Here is a 21,435-nt window from a genome sequence, read left to right as displayed (position 1 = left end):
TCCTCACGGGAAAAGACAGGGGGGAGATTTTTTTCCAATTGCTCAAAAAAGATAGTTTCAGATGTGGTGTTGCCCATGCTCAGTGCCCTCCGTCAAAGTTTTGCATACCATATAGGCATGCAGCTGCCTGATGGGGAACGTTTGATGCAACCCGACAAACCAAGTGCGACTCTCCTTAGCCCAGGAGATTACTACAAGCTTAATATACTTAATTAACAACAGATTAATATGTACAGCCCTCTGTCTTTTTCCGTGTATCTCCGTTTGGCGGAGATACAGGCGGAGCTTACACGAAGAAAAGAAGAAAAATCGTAAGCTGAAAACAGATCTAAGCGGACAAAAACATGATTGGCGGCGGTGGCAACGGTGCAAATCGGCCATGCAACTGATGCAGATCGCGCCTAAAGCTGAACTGAGGTGCTTGGCGGTGATGTTGACGCCAAGGGCAACGGAGAAAAGCGGAGATAGCTGCCGCCGTATGTCTTGCCCTTCTGCGGCAGAGGCGTCTGCTCTGCTCTATCAATACGCAGGATCCAGAAATTTTCGCACATTTTGTAGCCGCCAGTCAGTGTGAGTTTTGGCGGAACCTTGAGGAGCCAGCACGAGCCTTGCGAGCGGAGCGTGAAGAGGGTAGCCGAGTTGGAAACCCGTGACGAGGAGTAAATGTGGCAGAACCTACTTGGCTCCATGCCACAAAAACGTTGCACGCAAATCCATGTTGACGTTTACATCTAACTTGTTTGTATGAGAAAATAATTATTTCTTTCTATAGGCGGTGGTGCGTCCACTTCCAATAGGAGTTATTAACCCGACTTTCTTGAGATTTTTTAATTCATTGCCAGCCTTATCCTCCCCCCAGTTAAAACGCGCTTCAACTTCGGCGCGAGAATATTTTTTTCCATCTTGGAACATTTCATAAAGAAGTCGGCTATCTTCCGATAAATTATCAATTACAGCATTACTGCTATTTAAGCGTTCGCTGGATGAATTGGGGGCATTAGTCATCTCCTTGCCAAACGTGGTTATATCCAAAGGCTTATCACGGGACACATTGCCTTCAATATAATTCCAATTGCCGTCTACAGGGAGATGATAAACTTCGTATTTATTGTTCAATTTTGGCGGCAACTTGCATTTATCGAACGTCAATCGCACAACAATATCTTCACCTTTTTCGAGGGCCAGCTTTACTGCATCGCTAATATCATTATCCCTATTCAATACGTTACGGCCTTGAATCTGGATAATTGTCTGGCTCTTACTTTCTATATCAACAGAGCCTTTGCTTTGGGCATTGCCCTTGGTGGCGTGACTCACAAAAACAACTGCAACTCCTTCACGTTCAACGGCATAGAAAAAATCGAACAGCTTACCAGATCCCCCTTTCAATGCGCTATCGGCTAGCGAAATAAGATTGTCGATAGCAAGGACTTCAATCCCATCTTTTTTGATTCGCGCAAGAATGCTTTTTTGGTGATCTGGATTTAACAAATCAAGTGAACCCGCTTCTCGCGCAAAATAGCAACATATATTTTTACTCGCAGAGTCAAGCAGCGCACGGTTGTTCTGAGTAAGTTGCCCCAGACGTTGCATGAATTGATCTTTTGTAAGTTCACCATCCAGTAGCAAGACTTTACGAGGCTGCGTGCTGCCAGAAAGACAAAATGCCCTTGTACCTGTGGCAACCCCCAAAATGAGCGTCAGGAGAATAAAACTTTTGCCGCTGTGACTTCCTCCCCACATAAACAAAATATAGTGCGGTTTGATGAGCAAATCCAAGGAAGGTTCAGCATCGATGTCAATTGCGGGGCTATTCGCCACCTCGCCCAAGGTACTGACTGGCAGCGCTTCATAATCTTCTTGTGACGCCTCTTCCCCTGCGAGACTCAATCCGATTTCTGCGAGTAATTTTTTAAAACTAGAGCGGGATAGTGCCTTATTAGTAATCCTGTTAAGAAGAGAAGAAGGAGCCAGTTCTTCCCTCAGGTCAACCTTTTGTTCAAGAAGGCTTTGCTTCCAAGGAGACCCTGCCCCAGCAGTCATCGCCTCGTCAGGCATGCCATCAGCCATGATAGGCCAAGGATATATTTTTACATCACGCGCAATGGATTTAAGCTGTGCTGTAAAATTGAGTGCACTAAGGTATCCATCTCGAGAAAACTCCGGAAGCAATATAACGCTTTTCCCATTAAAGCACTCTGTATCTAGAGCATCAATCCTTCCAAAATGTCCAGAGACTATAGCATTACGATTATGATTATAATCTTTCGTTTCATGACACAATTTTCGAAAATGAAATGCGACAGGCAATGACATTGGGAATATTATAAATTCATAACGTGCAGTTGCGATTTCTTGCCTTGAAAAAGGCCATGCAATCGCAAGGCCGAATCCAATCTTCAAGATGAAGTCCTGTCCTACAGCAACTCTAGAAGCTATCAAAAAAAAGTTATCACCATCTACTGCTGAATAGTGACAAACAACCTGCTCAATCTCTCCTCCCATATCTAACTGACAGTCAGTACCTACAAGGCGATATATCTTTCGACTAGTTTTTAATTCATCTGGAATCTGTTTAAATATCCTGCCAGAAATTTTTCCACCCCGCAGAGCCGGGACGTTGTTGTTTTCAACTACGTCAAAACATTTTCGAACGGTTATATTTAGGCGCGCCCCTACCTCACAAGCCGCTTGAATTGGCAACATATTAAGTTTCATGGAAGCACATGCAACGATATCTCGGCTTAACCGTACTTCTTCATGCTTCTTTTTATCATAACCCACATAGCGTGATGGTACACCAAGCCAATTAAAAATCCTTTCTTTTTCTTCTTGGCTGCAACTGGAAAATTCATACCGAATAATATCTTGAAAAATTTCTTTATCTCTATCATTTTTCAAGTAATTGTATACATCATCCTCTTTTCTATCATTTTTTTCTGACTTGCAAGCGGCTTGGGGCACATAGCTTATTATCCTCAAGAAATTAACGCGTTAGTAAATATTTTTGTCTGTTAAAGCAATTATCGTCGCGATTCCTTCACCATAATCCAACTTCACAATCACATTTTCATATAAAATCTCTGGCGGGAACTTTTCGCCATACTGTTTGGCAGCAAGCATGGGCAGTTCGTGTCCGAATACCTGGCGAAAATAGTCATTTTGCAGGCCTCGCTGCTTATAAAAATCTGCAAAGGTGTGCCTGAGGGAGTGAAACGTTTTACCCGATACATCCCCAAGGGCAGCCGTCACCACAGATTTAAACTGCTTTCCTCGCTGTTTGCCAAACTTTACCGCCCCTTTTGTTTTTTCCAGATCAGGGAAAAGCCGTATATGTTTTTTCTTAGCAATAGCTGCATGGTAGTCTAAAATTCCCAACTTTATTAAAACGGGATGTATGGGCACGATCCGTCGCGCGTTTTTATTTTTCAGCAGTTTGGGGCGGCCTTCTTCGTCAAGTTCCGTAGCGTTAATGTCGACGACCCAAATCCCCTTGGTCGAACTTTCATAAATATCGGCGCAATGAAGCTGGGCGATTTCTTCAAGACGCATACCAGTATACAGAGCGATCAACGGTATCCAGTAGTAGGAAAGGGATTTGAACTCCTTTCGTGCAAACTTGGGGTGTGCAAAAACTTTGGACAACTCATCTGTAGAAAAAGCCTGGCGCAATTCGATGTCCTGACGCGTATCCTTGATTTGCAAATGTGTGGCCGGATTAACATCCAGCACACCTTCCCGAACGTACCATCCCAGCATGCTTCCCACTGCCTCCACTAAAATATTGACGGTGGTGACGCTGAGCGTTTTTTCAACTTTGAGCGCAAGCAGTTCCTGAATACTTTTATCCTTATAGGCCCTCACCCTTGTGCGATTCGGCGGCAATTGCCGCAGGGTTTCACGAAAATGCCGCATATCTTCGCGGGTAATGCTTTCAATGGATCTATCTCCGATGATGGCCAAAAATTCGCCCAGGCGGCCACGGTGATCTGTCACGCTGTGCTCGCGCCATTCGCCATCCTGCAGTTTCTGATGGATGTACCGCTCCATAGCTTCAGAGTACAGAAGCGTATTTTTCTTTGGCGGCATCGCCTCTATGGCTACCTGTATTGGGTCTGAAGACTCTTTTCCCGCCGTTTCTTTTATTTCACAAGGATGGTTTCCGAAGTCACGTCCGACGATTTCTTCTTCCAATAAAAAATCCCCACGCGATCGCGCTACTTCGATGCGATGCATGGTGATCTGCATTTCGTTATATGCCTTGACTATCTGTAAATAATTCTCTGCTGAAAGTTCTTCGCGGGTGAAGGCTCCTGATCTGAACAAAGCAATAAGGCAGTCTGGTGCGAGTTTTTCCAGCGCTTTTCCAGAATTCCAGCACAAGAGCATTTGGGCCTGTGAATCCCTCAGTTGATCGTAAGAGATAGTAATATCATCCACTGTGAGAGCTTTTTTTTCAGAAAGATCCGCATGATCCTGCGCCAGCATCCGCTGGAGCAGGATATTCATTCGGCGGCGGATTTCTCTGTACTCCAGCATAGTGCCCTCAAGAAAAGTTTTTTCCACTTCCGCAAGCAACATGCGCGCACGAAGACGGGCCGTCCGCAGATAGGATGTCCGCAGGCTGAGGCGCAGCTCACTTCGTCCCCAGTGCAGCCGGGGCTCTTTGGGCAAAGCGTAACGGAAATAATAGATGCTTCGTTTGAGACAAAGATACGCAGGAGAACTTTTTTGTCATCCCCGGAAATGCGGAGAGCAGGTACGCAACTTGAACCAGGAGCTATGGGAGTGATAGGTGACATGGGGTTTTCTCCTGACCTGCCAAAAAGGTTTACACCCGATTTTGACACGTCTTTGACCCCGCACTTTGACCCCATAAGCTCCCAAGTGCGGGTTTTCGTCTGGTGCCTATACCGGGCACAAGACAAAAAAATAAGTCGTTACAAGCTGTTGCTTATAACGACTCTTGAAAAATGGTGCCGAAGGGGAGACTCGAACTCCCACTCCCTTGCGAGAACTAGACCCTGAACCTAGCGTGTCTACCAATTCCACCACTTCGGCGCGAAGATTGATTTACCCGAACAGGGCATGCTTGGCAAGCTTTTTTTCGCTATGGCATAAAAAAAGTATGTTTTTGCGGTTTTCTATAAAAACAAGTCGTGATTTTCCCATGAGACAGCGTTATCTTATCTGTTTCCTTCGGGCGGCCTGTTCCTGCACCTCTGCGCCCCCTACCCTGCCTGGCGTCACCTGTCTTTGTTAATATGCCCAGGACAATCCATGCAAGTAACAACACAAGCCGGGCAACCTTAAGCGGGTAAAAACGCAATAGCCCGTAGAGATCCCTCACAGCTTTTCCTCCACATAACCAGCAGCGCCTCCACGAGAAATTGCCACGCCCTACGGCTTCATATTTCGCGTAACGGCCTGCCATTTCCCATTATTGGGTAGCCTGCCACTATCGGATGAAGTACGCTGCCTTGCATTTATTACTGTATGGTCCGGCACAAGCATATTAGCCTATGCCAGATACATCTGGAAAAACTGTTAAAGCCCGAACATACAGCATTGAAAGCTGGATGCGATACTATTTTGGGGGATTTCGTGTTGTGCTAAAAGAAAAATTTGAGGTTGCAGCCCAACGCTCTCAAGTGTGCGCCCACACCGCAGTAACGGTATATCCGCGCACTGCCCCTCTGCGGTGTCAGGCCCGCAGCTCTGCCGCCGACACCCGTTGCAGAGCCGACGCGAGAAGACATACAGAAGGCACAACAAATGCCAATGCCGCCGGGAAACAGGTCCTCGGCGGCATTGGTTATATTCTACGGCGCTCAGTCGCATTCTGTATAGAAAGCTAGAAAGGCCAGATATTGTCCATAAGCCGCGTAAACCAGCCGGGCTTCTGCTTGTCTGCCAGCACGCCACGGCCGTAGTATTCGATACTCGCATCCGCGATCTGTGTGGAAAGCACGCTGTTATCGGCGCTCACGTCCTTGGCGCGCACCATGCCGCGCACCACCATATACTCTGTTTCCTCGTTGACGCGTATTTCCCTCGCGCCCTCGATCTGCAACAGGCCGCCGGGCAGCACACGGATGACGCGCGCCGCCAGAGAGGTCGTAACGTAGTTTTCACGCTTGGTCTTGCCAGTGCCGGACAGATCGCTGGTAGAGGACGTAGTCAGAGCTGGTGTTCCTACCCTGTTGGTGGGGCCTAAGCCCAAAAAGGGAATAAAACCGTGCGATCCCTGCCCCATAAGCGCGCCCACCTGATAGTCGTTGGCGCCTTTTTTGTTGGCGGTGGTTTCGGCCTTGTTCTGCGCCTTGGTGTTTTCCACCAGTTTAACCACCACAATATCACCTACCCTGCGGGCGCGGCTGTCGGAAAAAAGTGTATCCTGTTCGCTGGCCGCAAAAAGAGACCCGGGGTTATCGGGCCCGTTGGCCTCCTGCCTGTATTCCTGCGGATCGACAACCGGTTGCTGCAGGGCCGGATGTTTGCGCGGTCCGCCGCCGCAAGCGGCACACAGCGCAAAAACCAGCGCCATGACGGGGATGATGTGACGTGCCTGCATATGCTCCTCTCCTTCAATAACCGCGTCCGGCCGCGTGCGGCGTAACGTCTAGTTTATCTCAACGGTATTGCCGTTTTTGACAGTGCCGAAGACCTGTTTTTTGGTTTGCAAGTTCCGCACCGGAATGGTGGCCCCCGGTTCGCCGTCAGCCAGGGCCTGCGCCTGTGTGGTGATGCGCAGATTGCCTCTGGAAAATATAAGGGACACCACATCGCCGCGCTTGATCATAAGCTGGCTTGCAAGGTCGCTCTGTAATATGGGATCGCCCGCGTTGATGGCGCGCACAAGCTGCCACGGACCACCGCGTCCGTCCCAGGGCAGGTCACGCAACTGGCCCGCGTTGACGCGCATAAAGGTCACGCTTTGCGCTGCGAGGGCATCACCCTTGTTCATCGACTGGGCCGCCGTAGGCACCGTGAGCCACAATGACAGCGTGGCCGTACCCGCCACCCGGCGCAGGACAGCGCCGTCAGCCTCCTGCACGGCAAAGCGCAGGGGTACGCGCCCGGGTGCGAGCTTGCCCGGCTCAAGCTGAATCTGCTGTTGGCTGTGGGCAAGAAAAATATATTCCGGCAGCCTGAAATCGGTAAGTTCCGCCTCGCCCGGCATGGCCGCCAGTTGCGGAGTCAGGCTTTTGACAACGTAATTGCGCAGGTCATCCTCGCGAAAAACCAGTCCGCCGCGCTGAATAACGAGCGATGTGGGCAAAATGCAGCGCCCGGCCAGATCCGGTCCCAGGGCCTGCCGCAAAGCCTGTGACAGGCGCGATCGGTTGATCTGCAAGGGCTTGCCTTCTTCCGGCGGCGCTTCCCACAACGGCGTAGCGCGCAGGCCGTCCCATTGGGTCGGGTCCATCTGGCCGAGAAGAGCCGCAATATCCCCCAAAAGCACCATGCTGCCGTTGCTGACGGCGGCGGGAACAATCTTGAGGCGCCAGTCGCCCTGTCCCAGCAGGCTCAACTGCCCTTCCCGCGCCACGGGCGCGTCATTGGCCGCCAGTTGCGTTCCGGTACGGGCGGTGCGGGCATCGTGCGCCTCCGGAGCCAGCGGCAACTGGCCCGCGCGCACTTGCGGCGAACGGAGCTGGCTTTTTACCTGCGGTGGTGAGCGCCGGTGGTTGCGGTCATTGTCCTGCCACACGGCTTGCGGCACTCCACCCGCGGCCTGCGCGGTTCCGGCCGGCCACAGGCAGGCAAGAGCCAGAGCAAGCAATATGCCCCACAAGACGGCCAGGGCCGGAGCTGCCTTGCGCCCCGCACCGAATGCCGCCGGAGAGATATTTGCCGCCTGCGAAATCATGCCGTGCCTCCCCCCGTCGCTAGCTGCGCTTGAGCTGTACAGCAATGCCCAGCATGGAGTCCGACGTCTGGATGGACTTGGAGTTCACCTCATACGCACGCTGGCCGACAATCATGTTGACCATTTCGTCCACCACTTCCACGTTGGACATTTCCAGAAAGCCCTGGGCCAGGGTGCCGACGTTATCGGTTCCGGGAATGCCCTCCACAGCTTCGCCCGAAGCTTCGGTAGGCGTGAACAGGTTGCGCCCGCGTGCATCCAGACCGGCGTAGTTGATGAAGGTATACAGGGGTATTTCCGCCCCGGCGATTTCCTGCCCCTGGGCGTCAAGAGCAGCGATGTGACCGGAAGACGATATGGAAATATTCTTTGTTTCCGGCGGTACGGCAAATTCCGGCTGCAGGATGTAGCCGTTGGCCGTAACCACCACGCCGTCCTGATTCAGCTTGAATGAACCGGCGCGGGTGTACATAAGCTCGCCGTTCACGTCGACCTGAAAAAAGCCGTCGCCTTCAATGGCCACGTCCAGCGTATTGCCGGTATTCTGAAAGTCGCCCTGGGTGAAAAATTTGTGCACGGCCGTGGGGCGTGTACCCATACCCACCTGTATGCCCACGGGCAGGCGGTTGTCGCCCTCGGTGATGGACCCGGCCATGCGCATGGTCTGGTACATGAGGTCCTCAAACTCCGCCCGGCTTTTCTTGAAGCCCGTGGTATTGACGTTGGCAAGGTTGTTGGAAATAACGTCAATATTGAGTTGCTGTGCCACCATGCCGGTGGCCCCAGTCCAAAGGGAACGCATCATAAAGGTTTCTCCTTGTTCCAGCGGCAGATCTGGAGCGGGTCCGTTTTGTATCCAGAGGCGACGCTTCAGCGCGCCGACAGGAATTCTTTAAAGGGCAGAATGTCTAGCCCTGACGCCGTCCGACTTTTTCGGTGGCGGCGCGATCCAGCGTATCCGAGGTCTGCATGACCTTCTGATAGGCCTCAAACTGGCGCTGCACCTCGATCATGTTCACCATTTCCGGCACGACTTCCACATTGGCGGCTTCGGTAAAGCCCTGCTCGATGCGGCCGCCTTCCAGATAGGCGTTGCCCTCGACCACCTCCACATTTTCACGCGGGCGGTAAAGGTTATTGCCCATTTTTTCGAGATTCTGCGGATTATCCACGTTCACCAGCGCGATCTGGCCCAACACGTCATTGTCAGCAATGACCTGGCCGTCACCGCTTATCTGGATGTGGCGCGTCCCCTGCGGAATAACAATGTTGCCGCCACCCTGGGCCTGAAGGGGATAGCCCTGCGGGCTCATTATGGTGCCGTTTTCCGACAGCACGAAAGCCCCGTTACGCGTAAGAAAGTCTCCAGTGGGCGTGGCTACGCGGAAAAAGGCATTCTCACCGTTGATGGCCATATCCAGCGGATTGCCCGAGTACTGCATGGATCCCTGGGCAAAATCTATCTTGGATACGGCAAGACGCACCCGCGCGGCGTTCTGCGGCTCGGGAAAAAGCGGCTTGGACTTGAGATTCATGAGCGGCTCGCGGATCTCGTCAAAGGCGTAGGTTATCATGGTGTCCTTAAAGGCCACGGTATCGCGTTTGTAGCCGCGCGTATTGGCATTCGCCAAATTATTGGCGATGAAGTTCATGCGGTGCTCTGTGGTGAGTGCGGCAAAAAGTCCGCTAAACATGCCGGCTTGCATGTGATACTCCTTGGTTGGCGGGCGCGCTGATGTGGGTGCGCGGCCATCGTCTCCTTGGGCCTGATGCCCCGTGCCGGAATTTATGCAAAGTGCGGGCCAAAAAAAGCCCCCCGCAAAAAGCAGGGGGACTCTGGGCCGGGGACTATTTTTACCGCTATTGCCGCTAGCAGATTGCATTTGCAGGATTGTAATGCGCGTTTGAAACGTTTTTTTGGGGAAAACCATTTTTGAAAAATTCCCTCCCCTGCCCCCGCCAAGCACTTGTCTCTGTTCCAGTATATTACAAAAATTCTCCTGCTCCGATGTGGGCAATACGCAATCGAAACCTATTTCCCGGATGACATTGCGCGGCGTGGAGGAATTGAACAGCAGCCAATGGCCTTGATGGCATGACACCAGATGGCCTGATGACCGCCAGCCGGGGCAGCCACCGATCAAAACCAAATTCGCGGATGGTATTGCGCGGCGCGGCGGGAGATCGCCCGACCAAGGGGAGGGAAGCTCCCGCCGCAAAAGACGCGCAGCCCTCGCAGGCTGACAAAAACAGGAAAAGGCCTGAGTGTCCGGCAGTGGAAGCGGCGAAGTCAGGAAAGCCCCGCGGAGTGGTCCGGGGGAGCGCAGAGGGAACCCCGGAAGGGCGCAGCCCCTAAACAGGCCACCATCTGCCGCACGCCGCGCAGGCGGCCCAAATGAAGGCAGTCAGATCACTCCAGCCGTGAACTGTCCTGTGCGCAAAAAAAATCCGCGCCGCACCGCCCTCTGCCGTCCACCGGCTACCACCCGCCGCCTATTTCCAGGTGATATGGGCATTTTTGCGCGGCGGCCTGGCATGGGCCTTGAAGCGCGGATAGCCCATCATCTGCGCGGCAAAAGCCATCTCGCCTTCACCCAGACCAAGAAAATTCCGCACGTCCTGCGCGGCAGGATGCTCGAAAGCCATGCACAAATATCCGCCCCAACAGCAGCCGATGCCCCGGGCCTGCGCCAGCAGTTCCAGATAGGTGGCGGCAATAACGGCATCCGGCTGGCCCCAGCGCCACTGGGGGGCAACCACCACCGCCAGTTGCGGGGCAGTGCGGGTAATGACGTCCACCCCCCTGTCCCACGCGCGCACAAGCCCGCCAGCATGCATGGCCTCATCAAGCGCCGGATCAATGCGGGGCAGTTCGCGCATCCAGGCCACCACCAGTTCCGCCAGTTGCACAACCCGCTCACGCGATTCCAGCAGGATCCAGCGCAGATTTTGCGTATTTTTTGCCGTGGGGGCAAACCGTACCGCCGCAAGCAGGTCTTCCAGCTCCTGACGGGGTATGGTTTTATCCTTGAAATTGCGTACAGACCGACGCGAAAAAGCAAGTTCATCAGCCTGCCGGGCCGTGGGCATATCCTGCCCGCTGAGGGGGCGGCAGTCTTCGCGCGCAAGGCCGGGAGCCGTACAGGCCAGGGTGGGGCAAAAAGCCATGCACTGGCCGCAACCAAGGCAGTATGCAGCCTTGTGCTTGTCCAGAACGGGATAGTCTCCCGGTTCGGCGTCAATAATATGCACAGGACAGACAAGGGCGCAGATGCCGTCCTTGCGGCACAGCTCGTGATCAACAGTAAATACGTTCATATATGCTCCGATTTTTTCCGATGGGCTGCTTTGCCCCGTTGACTGCACCACAGCGCAAAGGAGGTCCCTTTTTGCCAAAGGAACCTCCCACAAAAAAACAGACGGTCAAGACGCGCCTACATGCCAAGCTGACTGAGCATGTCGTCAATGGCGCTTTGCGATACGCCGTTCTTGTCCGGTCCCTTGAGATTTTCAGCCTTGCGCTGCTGGCGGAATTCCTCCACCGCTTGCCGGGCCTCATCCTGAAGGGCGGCGGCATCCTTTTGCGGATCCTTTTCCGCGCCTTCCATAATAAGCCCGGAAGAAAGGTACAGTTCCACCACGGTATTTTCGATCTTGTTCAGCGCGGCAACCACCCGCTTGATCCGTTGGCCGGTTATATCCTGAAAGCTCAAGGTGGTGAGCACGCTTGTAAGGTCGTCGCCCATCTGCCGGTTGTTGGCCTCAAGCATGGCAGTCTGCGCGGGAGATATCGTACCTTCCCGCACCAGCGCCAGCAATTCGGCATTCTGTTCCTGCATGTCCAGATGGCGTTCCACAATCTCCATAATGGACATGGTGGCGCTTTCCGTGGCTTTGAGCACTTCATCAAGCTGATCAGTGGCTTCATGAAAGAGCGCATCCGTGCCGGAGTCGACCGGTGGCTGGCTGTCGGAAGCCGTGGATATCTGCTGATAAATATCCTTGAGCATGTCCGTGCTCAGTTGCCTGTACACGGCGGGTTCGGCCTTTTTCTCGCTCATGCATGCACCTTTACGCCGTTACCGGCGCTGTTGAAAAACGGCAATAACAAACCGCCGCGCCGTTATACGGCGCGGCGGCGAAACGCTCTTACTTGTTGGTCTTCAAAAAGGTTTTGGCACGAGCTGCTTCGGGCGAATTGGGGTACTTCTTGATGAGTTCCTCCAGCCGCGCCTTGGCCGCCGCGCTCTGGTTCAGCTTGCTGAAGCTGATGCCCTGTTTGAGGTACGCGCCCGGCGCGCTGGAAGACTTGGGGTATTCCTTGATCACCTTGTCATAGGACAGTGCCGCATCCGCAAACTGGTTGCGCTGAAAGTAACACTCCGCAAGGTAGAACTGGGCTTCAGAGGCCAGGTTATGCCCTTTGTAGTTTTTTAGAAAGTCGGTAAAGGAGCGCTGGGCCTCGTCATATTTGCGGGCATTGTAGGCATTGACGCCCGCGTCAAAAAGGGCCAGCGAAATGTCTTTTTGCGGAACCTGCACCTGCGGCTGGGGCTGCGGCGAGGGCTGGCCCCAGGTGCTGCCGTCCGGAGCCTGGGCCGGAACCTGGCCGGACGCGCCGGCAGCCTGCCCGCCGTAAGGCTGCACGCCTTCAGGCACTGAAGCGGCATAGCCGGTGCTGCCGGCGGCCACAGTACCCGCCGCGGTCTGGCCGTAAGTGGGCAGGCCATAGCTGGGGGTCTGGGGCGCGGCCGGAGCCGAGGGCGCCATGGCCGGAACCGCAGACGGCGGTTCGCCAAGGTTCAGGTTCAGGGCCATGCTGCGCTCAACCTGGCGCAGGGCCTCGTCATGCCGGTTCACACGATCCACAAGGGCGCGCGCGCCACCGGCATTGTTAAGGTCATCCATCTGGCCCTTGACGGTATTCAGCTCCTGTCGCAGCGCCTGTATCTGATTCCAGGCGTCGGCCTGCGAGGGCTGCATCTGCCGCAACTGCACGTCGTGCTGCTGCACCTGCTGCTCAAGGCTGAGGCTGCCGCTGCTGGAGCTGCCGCCGGATACGCAGGCGCTCAGCGGCAGAGCAGCGCAAGCCAGCGTTACAAGGCACAATGAACGGAATGTGCGCATAATATCCTCTTTTTCAAATTTGCACTTTTCCCAGGGCTTTTTTGCGCCCGGTGAAAATATAGATGATGCCGCCGATGGCCGGCAAAAATACCACCAGCACGAGCCACAGCGCCCTTTGCTGGGGTGTGGGAAACTCATGCCCCCATATGTGTATGATGCTCCACAATGTGGGGATCATAGGGATCATGACCAGTACCACATGCCACCAATGAAAGATCATGCGGCACGCCCTCCTTTGCCGGAGGATTTTCCGGCTTTGCTGCCCTTTTCGTTACCGTTTTCGGGCGGTTTGCGCCACATGATGACGCAGGCCAGAGCGGCCCCCACAAAGATGGCCGAATCCGCCACGTTAAAGGCCGGCCAATGCCAGTCACCCCAGTAGACATCCAGAAAGTCCACCACCGCCCGAAAGCGGATGCGGTCCACCAGGTTGCCCAGAGCGCCGCCCATGACCAGGCCCAGCCCGGCAAAGAGCCAGGGTTCGTCATGCGAACTGCGCACCAGCATCAGTATGGCCCATACGGCCACCACTGTAGCACCGAGGAACAGCCAGAACTGCCATTCGATATCCGAACGGTTCAGAAAGCCAAAGGCCGCGCCCCTGTTGCGGATGTTCACAAGGTCAAACAGACCTTCAATAACCGGCACCGAGCGGTGTTCCGGTATGGTCTGCATGACAATATACTTGGTGAGCTGGTCAAGCACCAGCGCCAGCAGGGCCATGCCCCCGAGGATTCGGTAACGCCTGCGCATGTCCTCAGGATTCCATACCCTTGATAACCGCTGTGCAACGCGGGCACAAGGCGGGATGCGAAGCGTCGGAGCCAAGCTCGGTGCTGTAAATCCAGCAGCGCTCGCATTTTTCGCCCCTGGCCTTTTCAACGCCGATGGCAAGACCCGCCACTTCCTCATCCCGGTACGCGGCCTGCGGGGCGCGGTCCAGCGCTTCCAGATGCAGTTGCGACACAATGCACACGGCGCGCAGGTCGGTATGCAGGCCTTCCAGGCGCTGGCGCAGTTCGTCCGCCACAAAAAGGGTGATGCGCGTATCCAGCGAATGCCCGATAACGCCCTCACGCCGCATGGGCTCAATGGCCTTTGTTACGGCGCCGCGCACGGCCAGCAGCACGTTCCAGTCATCACGCGTGCCTTCATCCAGCAGATAGGGGGCCGCAGGCATCGGCGGCAGGGCAAAGACCGTTGTTTCCGGCCCACGCAGGCTCTCCGGCAGATGGCTGAAGATTTCCTCGGCGGTGAAGGACAATACCGGGGCCATGTCGCGCAGCAAAAGGCACAGAATATGCCACAGGGCCGTCTGGGCCGAGCGGCGCTCCTCGCTGTGCGGCGCAGAGGCATAGAGGCGGTCTTTAAGAATATCCAGATACACGGAAGAAAGGTCCGTGACGCAATAGTTGTGCAGGGTGTGGTAGACCTTGTGGAAATCAAAATCCATATAGGCCTGCTGCACACGTTCGTGCACGCGCCCGGCCACGTCCAGGGCAAAGCGGTCCAGCGGCTGCAACCTGTCCAGCGGCAGCAGGTCGTGCGCGGTGATATCGCTCAGGTTGCCCATAATAAAGCGGCAGGTATTGCGGATGCGACGGTAGGCGTCCACCAGGCGGCCAAGAATTTCGTCCGAAAGGCGGATATCTTCGCGGTATTCCACCGAAGAGACCCACAGACGCACGATTTCAGCGCCGAATTTTTCAATGAGTTCCTGCGGCGCGATCACGTTGCCCACAGATTTGGACATCTTGCGGCCGTCCCCGTCCACCACGTAACCGTGGGTGAGTACGGCGCGGTAAGGCGCGCAGCCGCGCGTACCCTCGCTGACCAGCAGTGAACTGTGGAACCAGCCGCGATGCTGGTCCGAACCTTCAAGATACAGGTCTGCGGGGAAGCCCAGTTCCGGGCGTTGTTCCAGCACAGCGGCAAAGCTCGTGCCGGAGTCAAACCAGACATCAAGAATGTCGGTTTCGCGCTTCCAGTGGCTGCCGCCGCAATGGGGGCAGGCAAGACCTTCAGGCACGACATCTTTCAGTTCAGCTTCGTACCAGTAGTCGCAGCCCGTGGGATGCTTGGCAAAGCGGGCGGCGATTTCCTGCATCCAGGCCGGATCGTTCCAGGCCTCGCCGCAGTCTTCGCACAGCAGGGCCAGAATGGGTACGCCCCACTGCCGCTGGCGCGAGATGCACCAGTCCGGGCGAAACTCGACCATGTTATGGATGCGCTCACGGCCCCAGGCGGGAATCCAGCGAACTTCTTCATCAATGGCCTTGAGGGCGCGGGCACGCAGGTCGTTCTTTTCCATGCTGATAAACCACTGGGTGGTCGCGCGGAAGATGACCGGCTCCTTGCAGCGCCAGCAATGCGGGTAGGAGTGGCGGATTTTGCCCTTTTGCAGCAACGCGCCCACTTCTTCAAGTTTTTCGATAACCTTGGGGTTGGCTTCAAAAACATTAAGCCCGGCGAAAAACTCCACGGCAGGCAAAAAGCGCCCGGCGTCATCCATGGGCGAATAGATTTCCAGCCCGTACTTGAGGCCCACATCATAGTCTTCACGGCCGTGGCCCGGCGCGGTGTGCACGCAGCCCGTACCGGCGTCCAGGGTCACATGCAGGCCCAGCACCAACGGCGACGGCCTGTCATAGAACGGGTGGCGCGCCGTGAGGCCTTCAAGGCGTTCCCCGGTGGCGCGGTCAAGAATGGTGTATTCGCTCCAGCCGAACGTCTCGGCGCAGGAGGCCACCAGCTCTTCCGCAAGAATGTACTGGCTGCCTTCGGCCTCCACCAGCGCATAGGTAAATTCGGGGTGCAGGCATACGGCCATATTATCCGGCAGGGTCCAGGGCGTGGTCGTCCAGATGACCACATGGGCGCGCGCCGGGTCAGCGACGGCAAAGACCTTTTTCAGGCCTTCATCGGGCAGGGCGAAGCGCACATACACAGAGGGCGAGGTGTGGTCGTTATACTCCACTTCCGCCTCGGCCAGCGCCGTATGGCAGGAGCAGCACCAGTAAATGGGCTTCTTGGCACGCGCAACGCCACCGGCAGCCACAAACTTGGCAAGCTCCCCGGCCGTAACGGCCTCATACGCCGGGTCCATGCTGATATAGGGATGATCCCAGTCACCCAGAACACCCAGACGCTTGAATTCCTTGCGCTGCACATCAAGCCATTTGTTGGCATATTCACGGCAGAGCTTGCGCACCACATGGGCCGGCAGGCTTTTCTTTTTTTCCTTGAGGTCCTGCTCCACCTTGTGCTCGATGGGCAGACCGTGGCAGTCCCAACCGGGAACATACCACGAGGCATAGCCCGCCATGTTGCGCGACTTGACGATAATATCCTTGAGAATCTTGTTCAGCGCGTGTCCCATGTGCAGATGCCCGTTGGCGTAGGGCGGGCCGTCATGCAGAATATAGGTTCCCTCGCTGCCCGAGGCCTCAACCATGGCGGCACAGGCATTGGCGGCTTCCCATTTTTTGATGGCTTCCGGCTCACGCTGGGCCAGATTGGCCTTCATTGGAAAAGCGGTTTGAGGCAAGTTCAGCGTTTTTTTATAATCACTCATGGAGGCTCCCGGCACTGAATGTCGCAAGATATAATATGTTCTTCTGGGCTTGCCGCCAAACAAGAATTTTGCGCCAAGAGCAAGAAATCCGGCCCTTTTTGTGAAGGGAGCATACTCTTGTGGTACTCGACCGGAAAAAGGCCGGGTGACGCAGGCTTTTGGGCAAAAGGCTTATTTCAGGACAGCCCCTGGTGGAAAAATCACTGTAGTTTGGGCAAATAGCCGTGCAAAGTCAAGGTTTGGCCCTGGCAGCGCGCAAGGGCGGGCCTTTGCCGCAAAGCCTGAAAAATTCCCCGTGCTTGCGTCTTCGGGGCAACGGCTGCTTGCCTAGCGCAGCCGGGGCTGTTAAACTGACTTTTCTTCAGTTTGCGGCGACTTCCGGCCGCTTCGGGGCTTGCCGAAGCCGCAATGGTGTTTATATGCCTGACAAGAGGTGACTATGTGTCTTGCCATTCCTGCCCGCATTGAAGAACTGTTCGGCGAAGGCATGGCCCGCGTACGCGTGGGTGAAAGCCAGACCTTTTTGAACGCTTCGGTAATGCTTTTGCCCAAGGAACCCCAGATCGGGGATTACGTTATCGTACATGCCGGCTTTGCCCTGCATACCCTGACGCCCAAAGAAGCCGAAGAAAGCCTGTCTGCCCTGCGAGAGCTGGCGCAGGCCCTGGAAAACCCGCCGCAGTTCTGACACTGCTTACGGCCTTGCAATGTAAAATTCCATCAAAAATCCCGTGGACAGCCGCGGGTTTTTTGCGTTTGCGCATATGCCGCGCCACTGCCGCGCAGCGCGGGCAAATCTCCATATGTCCACCGGCTGCCGGGTACTTGCCCACCATATGCCGGATGTTGTCCCTATAATGCGGCCCCCTGTCGGAAAACGCGGAGAAACGCGTGGTTGACAGACCGTATGCAGCCTCTATGCTCTTCATGCGGGTGCAGACAAACGCTTTGAAAAGGGGGCAACATGAAATTCAGCAACATCAATCTTCTGGACGAACTTTCACGGCCGGAATTCGCCCCCTTGCTGGCCGCTTTTCATGAGCGGTTCTGTCCCCGCCAGTCCATTATTTTCACTCCCCGCTACGATGATCATCTCTCTGATCAGGAACCGCAGAAACAGGAAAGTTTTGTCTTTATCGTCAAGTCCGGCCTTATCCGCGTGTATCTGTCGTGCGAAGAACGCGAATTCACCATTGGTTTTCTGAAACCCGGTGATCTTTTTGTCAGCCATTCCAACGCACTGGTACAGGCAGTGGATGACTCTGCCATTCTTTTTCTGGATACGCCCACCTTTAACAGGGGCATGATGGCCATGCCGGAATTCACCATGCCCATTGTGCGCGTTTTGGGCGGCATGCTGAAAAGCTGCTTCAGCATTATTGACGGTCTTGCCCTGCGCGATGTGACCGTACGCCTGGCGCGCCTGCTCACAGACCTGCCACGGGAAGAGGACGGGCAAGCGCCCGGCAGCCTTATCCGCCTGCCCCTTTCGGGCGAAAAGCTGGCCCAGAGCCTTGGCACATCACGCCAGACCATCTCCACCCTGCTCACAGACTTCACCCGGCTCGGCATTCTGCACAAAGAGCAGCGCGGCCTGTATCGCATACTGGATGAAGAGCGCCTGCGCGAACTGCTGCGCTGACCGCGTTTTTCATGCCGCCTGCTTTTTTGTCAGCCAGCCGACAGACAAAATGCCTGTTCCATGCCAGATTGTTGCAAATGATATGCGCCCGGGCGCACGCCCCAAGGGCAGCAACTTTCAGCATGAGCGAGGATAGCGCTATGGACCACAGGCAGGCTGACATCAACAACATGTCCATCTGGGAAGATGCCCAAAAAATGCTGCACAAAGCCCGCGCAGAAGGCATTGAAACCGCGTGGGACCGACTGGCCCAGCAAACCCCGCACTGCCGTTTTTGCGAACTTGGCACAACCTGCCGCAACTGCGTCATGGGGCCTTGCCGCATCAGCGCCAAGGCCACGCCCGGCGGCAAACTCTCGCGCGGCGTGTGCGGTGCGGATGCCCACGTTATTGTGGCGCGAAATTTCGGACGTTTTATTGCCGGCGGCTCCGCCGGGCATTCCGACCACGGGCGCGACGTTATCGAAACCCTTGAAGCCGTGGTCGAGGGCAAGGCCGAAGGCTACGAAATCCGGGATCCGGCCAAGCTGCTGCGCATTGCCGGGGAGCTGGGCATCGCCGTGGACGGCCTCGCTGTTAACGAAGTGGCCGCCCTTGTGGTAGACGCCTGTTACAGCGACTTCGGCAGCAGGCGCGGCGCGGTGAATTTTATTTCCCGTGTGCCTGCCAAACGCAGGGCTGTATGGGAAAAGCTCGGCATCACGCCGCGCGGCGTAGACCGCGAAATTGCCGAAATGATGCACCGCACCCATATGGGCTGCGACAACGATGCCCCCAACACCATGCTGCACGCGGCCCGCTGCGCCCTGTCCGACGGCTGGGCCGGATCGATGATCGCCACTGAACTGTGCGATATTCTTTTCGGCACGCCCAGCCCGCGCATGTCCACAGTCAACCTGGGCGTCATCAAAAAGGAAACCGTCAACATTCTGGTACACGGGCATAATCCCGTTGTATCCGAAATGATCCTTGCCGTTTCACGCGAACCGGAGGTGCTGGAGCTGGCCAGACAGGCCGGGGCCGAGGGCATTACCGTGGCCGGGCTGTGCTGTACGGGCAATGAACTGCTCATGCGCCAGGGCATCCCCATGGCGGGTAACCACCTCATGACCGAGCTGGCAATTGTGACCGGAGCCGTGGAAGCCGTGGTGGTGGACTATCAGTGCATCATGCCGAGCCTTGTGCAGGTGGCCGCCTGCTACCACACGCGCTTTATTGACACCGCCCCCAAAGCCCGCTTTACCGGGGCCGTGCACATGAACTTCACGCCTGAAAATGCCCGGCAGGAGGCAACAGCCATTCTGCATATGGCCATAGAGGCCTTTGCCGCCAGAGACCCCGGCCGGGTGGATATTCCCGTGTCTCCGGTAAACATCATGACCGGTTTTTCCAACGAGGCCATTCTTGAAGCTCTGGGCGGCTCGCTGGACCCGCTGCTGGACGCCGTCAAGGCCGGAACCGTGCGCGGCTTTGCGGCCGTGGTGGGCTGCAACAATCCCAAGGTCAGGCAGGATTCGGCCAATGTGGGCATTATCAAAGAGCTGATCAAAAAAGACATTATGGTATTGGTCACGGGCTGCGTAACCACGGCGGCAGGCAAGGCCGGGCTGCTGTTGCCCGAGGGCGCGGCAATGGCGGGACCAGGCCTGCAAAAACTTTGCGCATCTTTGGGCATTCCACCCGTGCTGCATATGGGCAGTTGTGTGGACAATGCCCGCATCATGCACCTTTGCGGCCTTATCGCCAACAGCCTGGGAGTGGATATTTCCGACCTGCCCGTGGTGGCCTCCGCTCCTGAATGGTATTCTGAAAAAGCTGCGGCCATTGGTCTTTACGCCGTCGCCAGCGGCGTCTATACCCATTTGGGGCTGCCGCCCAACATTCTTGGCTCGGACGTGGTCACCGATATCGCCCTGAACGGGCTGGAAGGACTCGTGGGGGCGTCCTTTGTGGTCGAGGCCGATCCGGTCAAGGCGGCAGATCTGCTGGATCAACGCATCCGCGCCAAGCGGAGCGCCCTGGGGCTCAACGCCTGATCCGGCGTCAAGATGCACTACGGTTGTTTGTTCCGATGCGCGACCACGGGGGCGGTGCGCATAAAAGACATGTGGCGGATGGTCTGCCGCGTGGCACGGTATAAGGAGAGGTTATGAAGATTGCCGTTTCCGGCAAGGGGGGCGTGGGCAAAACCACCATCACGGCCTGGCTGGGGGATTATCTGGCCCGCATGGGCCACCAGGTGTGGCTGGTAGATGCCGACACGGCCCTTTCACTGGGGCAGGCCTCCGGCCTGGATGCTGAAGCCATGCCTGTAGCCCTGGCACAGCGGGCCGAACTGGTTCGTGAGCGCATCCGCCCTGCGGGCCAGGGTGGCATGATGGTGCTCAACCCGCATGTGGAAGATTTGCCGGAAATTCTTTCCGCAGAGCTTCCGGTGGCAGGGCCGTCGCTGGGGCAATGGCCGGTGGGCCGTAAACGCCTGCTCGTCATGGGCGCCCTGACCACGGCCAATGGCGGCTGCGCCTGCGAGGCCAACGCCCTGCTCAAAGCCATGCTGGCCCACCTGGTGCTGGCAAGAAATGACTGGGTTCTTGTGGATATGGAGGCCGGAGTCGAACACCTGGGCAGAGGTACAGTGGCTCATGTGGATCGTTTGCTCGTTGTGTCCGAACCCAGCCTGCGCTCGTTGCAGACGGCCGTACAGGTTTCACGCATGGCCGCCGATATGGGCCTGCACAAGCAGTCTCTGGTGCTTAACCGCACCGTGGGGGCGGAGCTGTGCATCATCCCGCCCGAACTACAATTGCCGGATCACCGCACGGCGCTGCCGCTTGTTCCACAACTGCGGCATCGCCAGTTGCTGACAACCAATGTGTTCGGCCTGGATGGTACGGACCAGAAAATGCTGGACCGTTTCTTCCGTTGTCTGCTGGAGCAGTGGAATCAGGATTGTTACGCCGAAAAGGCCTGCGCCTGACACCTCCCCTGCCACAGCACAGACGAGCTGTATCCCGGCCATACGCGCCGCATGACGAAGCCGCACCAAGGCTCTACCAGTAAACGCCCCACAGATATTCCTCTGGGGCGTTTACTACTTACTGCTGTTGGAACTGCCAATGGCGATATCATCTGACGGCCGCAGCTCCTCCGCCAGAGGCGCTGTACCCGCACAATCCGCACCACGCTGCGGCAGGATACAAATTGCCAGTAAGGCTCGCA

17 protein-coding genes, 1 tRNA gene and 1 pseudogene are annotated in these 21,435 nt (G+C 56.0%); 5 read left to right on the top strand and 14 right to left on the bottom strand.

Annotation, left to right across the window (positions count from 1 at the left end; genetic code table 11):
- Positions 1 to 216: hypothetical protein (locus QZ377_RS08390; RefSeq protein WP_291440710.1), on the top strand; the 216-nt coding region annotated here is incomplete at its 5' end.
- Between the two features lie 540 nt (positions 217 to 756).
- On the opposite strand, the gene QZ377_RS08385 is transcribed toward QZ377_RS08390, so the two are convergent.
- From QZ377_RS08385 to ileS, 14 genes and pseudogenes are all read right to left on the bottom strand, one after another.
- On the bottom strand, positions 757 to 2,964 hold the full coding sequence (locus QZ377_RS08385) for an AAA family ATPase (protein WP_291440709.1): 2,208 nt from the start codon (positions 2,962 to 2,964) through the stop codon (positions 757 to 759).
- A 30-nt stretch (positions 2,965 to 2,994) separates the two neighbouring features.
- Positions 2,995 to 4,539 (bottom strand): tyrosine-type recombinase/integrase, encoded by a 1,545-nt coding sequence (locus QZ377_RS08380; RefSeq protein ID WP_291440708.1) that lies wholly within the window; start codon positions 4,537 to 4,539, stop codon positions 2,995 to 2,997.
- 21 nt (positions 4,540 to 4,560) lie between these two features.
- Positions 4,561 to 4,704 (bottom strand): annotated as a pseudogene (locus tag QZ377_RS12650) (DUF6538 domain-containing protein); the annotation flags it as partial.
- Between the two features lie 270 nt (positions 4,705 to 4,974).
- A tRNA-Leu gene (locus tag QZ377_RS08375) sits at positions 4,975 to 5,061 on the bottom strand.
- Between the two features lie 793 nt (positions 5,062 to 5,854).
- Complete coding sequence (locus QZ377_RS08370) at positions 5,855 to 6,574, bottom strand: flagellar basal body L-ring protein FlgH (RefSeq protein WP_291440707.1); 720 nt, start codon at positions 6,572 to 6,574, stop codon at positions 5,855 to 5,857.
- Between the two features lie 48 nt (positions 6,575 to 6,622).
- The gene (gene flgA / locus QZ377_RS08365; protein ID WP_291440706.1) at positions 6,623 to 7,873 is read right to left on the bottom strand and encodes a flagellar basal body P-ring formation chaperone FlgA; all 1,251 of its coding nucleotides are present in this window, start codon (positions 7,871 to 7,873) and stop codon (positions 6,623 to 6,625) included.
- A gap of 19 nt (positions 7,874 to 7,892) precedes the next feature.
- Positions 7,893 to 8,678: a flagellar basal-body rod protein FlgG gene (gene flgG / locus QZ377_RS08360; protein WP_012624035.1), complete on the bottom strand. Its 786-nt coding sequence runs from the start codon at positions 8,676 to 8,678 to the stop codon at positions 7,893 to 7,895.
- 103 nt (positions 8,679 to 8,781) lie between these two features.
- The gene (locus tag QZ377_RS08355) at positions 8,782 to 9,579 is read right to left on the bottom strand and encodes a flagellar hook-basal body protein (RefSeq protein WP_291440705.1); all 798 of its coding nucleotides are present in this window, start codon (positions 9,577 to 9,579) and stop codon (positions 8,782 to 8,784) included.
- A 787-nt stretch (positions 9,580 to 10,366) separates the two neighbouring features.
- Positions 10,367 to 11,191 (bottom strand): nitroreductase family protein, encoded by an 825-nt coding sequence (locus tag QZ377_RS08350; RefSeq protein ID WP_291440704.1) that lies wholly within the window; start codon positions 11,189 to 11,191, stop codon positions 10,367 to 10,369.
- A 116-nt stretch (positions 11,192 to 11,307) separates the two neighbouring features.
- On the bottom strand, positions 11,308 to 11,934 hold the full coding sequence (locus QZ377_RS08345) for a protein phosphatase CheZ (RefSeq protein ID WP_291440703.1): 627 nt from the start codon (positions 11,932 to 11,934) through the stop codon (positions 11,308 to 11,310).
- Between the two features lie 88 nt (positions 11,935 to 12,022).
- Positions 12,023 to 13,000: a tol-pal system protein YbgF gene (gene ybgF, locus QZ377_RS08340; protein ID WP_291440702.1), complete on the bottom strand. Its 978-nt coding sequence runs from the start codon at positions 12,998 to 13,000 to the stop codon at positions 12,023 to 12,025.
- Positions 13,001 to 13,013: 13 nt separating this feature from the next.
- On the bottom strand, positions 13,014 to 13,220 hold the full coding sequence (locus QZ377_RS08335; protein ID WP_291440701.1) for a PLDc N-terminal domain-containing protein: 207 nt from the start codon (positions 13,218 to 13,220) through the stop codon (positions 13,014 to 13,016).
- Positions 13,217 to 13,753: a signal peptidase II gene (gene lspA / locus QZ377_RS08330; protein WP_291440700.1), complete on the bottom strand. Its 537-nt coding sequence runs from the start codon at positions 13,751 to 13,753 to the stop codon at positions 13,217 to 13,219. The genes QZ377_RS08335 and lspA overlap by 4 nt, the downstream gene beginning before the upstream one ends.
- 4 nt (positions 13,754 to 13,757) lie before the next feature.
- A complete protein-coding gene (ileS, locus tag QZ377_RS08325) occupies positions 13,758 to 16,574 on the bottom strand; it encodes an isoleucine--tRNA ligase (protein WP_291440699.1) in 2,817 nt (938 codons plus the stop codon).
- Between the two features lie 439 nt (positions 16,575 to 17,013).
- On the opposite strand from ileS, the gene QZ377_RS08320 reads away from it, so the two are divergent.
- The 4 genes from QZ377_RS08320 (at position 17,014) to QZ377_RS08305 (ending at position 21,193) form a co-directional block, all read left to right on the top strand.
- A complete protein-coding gene (locus QZ377_RS08320) occupies positions 17,014 to 17,262 on the top strand; it encodes a HypC/HybG/HupF family hydrogenase formation chaperone (protein ID WP_291440698.1) in 249 nt (82 codons plus the stop codon).
- Between the two features lie 276 nt (positions 17,263 to 17,538).
- A complete protein-coding gene (locus tag QZ377_RS08315) occupies positions 17,539 to 18,216 on the top strand; it encodes a Crp/Fnr family transcriptional regulator (RefSeq protein ID WP_291440697.1) in 678 nt (225 codons plus the stop codon).
- Positions 18,217 to 18,338: 122 nt separating this feature from the next.
- Positions 18,339 to 20,252 carry an anaerobic carbon-monoxide dehydrogenase catalytic subunit gene (gene cooS, locus QZ377_RS08310; protein WP_291440696.1) on the top strand — a complete coding sequence of 638 codons (1,914 nt, stop codon included), beginning with the start codon at positions 18,339 to 18,341 and terminating at the stop codon, positions 20,250 to 20,252.
- A 113-nt stretch (positions 20,253 to 20,365) separates the two neighbouring features.
- The gene (locus tag QZ377_RS08305) at positions 20,366 to 21,193 is read left to right on the top strand and encodes a P-loop NTPase (RefSeq protein WP_291440695.1); all 828 of its coding nucleotides are present in this window, start codon (positions 20,366 to 20,368) and stop codon (positions 21,191 to 21,193) included.
- Positions 21,194 to 21,435: the final 242 nt, after the last annotated feature.

The organism is Desulfovibrio sp. (assembly GCF_019424165.1).
Classification (GTDB): domain Bacteria; phylum Desulfobacterota; class Desulfovibrionia; order Desulfovibrionales; family Desulfovibrionaceae; genus Desulfovibrio.
Note: the sequence above shows the minus strand (reverse complement) of the source record. Positions and strands in the feature narration are given on the sequence as shown.